This window comes from Solibacillus sp. (genome assembly GCF_040273735.1).
In the GTDB taxonomy this organism is placed as follows: Bacteria; Bacillota; Bacilli; order Bacillales_A; family Planococcaceae; genus Solibacillus.
On sequence record NZ_JBELZM010000044.1, the window covers coordinates 1 to 350 of the forward strand.

1 protein-coding gene is annotated in these 350 nt (G+C 47.1%); it reads right to left on the reverse strand.

What is annotated here, in order from left to right; all coding sequences use genetic code 11:
• A partial coding sequence (locus ABS917_RS18850) for a prolipoprotein diacylglyceryl transferase family protein (RefSeq protein ID WP_350480424.1) occupies positions 1-196 on the reverse strand: 196 nt, incomplete at its 3' end.
• Positions 197-350: the final 154 nt, after the last annotated feature.

Consider the following 350-nt stretch of genomic DNA (forward strand, 5'->3'; position numbering starts at 1 on the left):
AAATTCTGGCTCCTATCACTCCGACAGGCAGCACCCAGAGACAGATGTCCAGCACATCCTCATCTTTCAATTTGTGATAGTAGGCTCTTTTGCATGACAAAAGCACGGCTATAAGCATGCCCACTGCGATGAGTATGCCGTACCATCTTATGTCTACACCGAATATCGAAAATGCAATAGGATCCGGATGTCCCATGATGCTCCTTCCTTATGCCTGAACTGCGCCGGCCTGATCTGTGCCGGCTTTATCTGAGCCAGCCTGACCTGCGCCGGATAATAACGTCTGCATCAGTATAGCATATTCGTCCTCATTTTATTGCATTTTCTGTTGACAAGGTAATTCGCTTTTG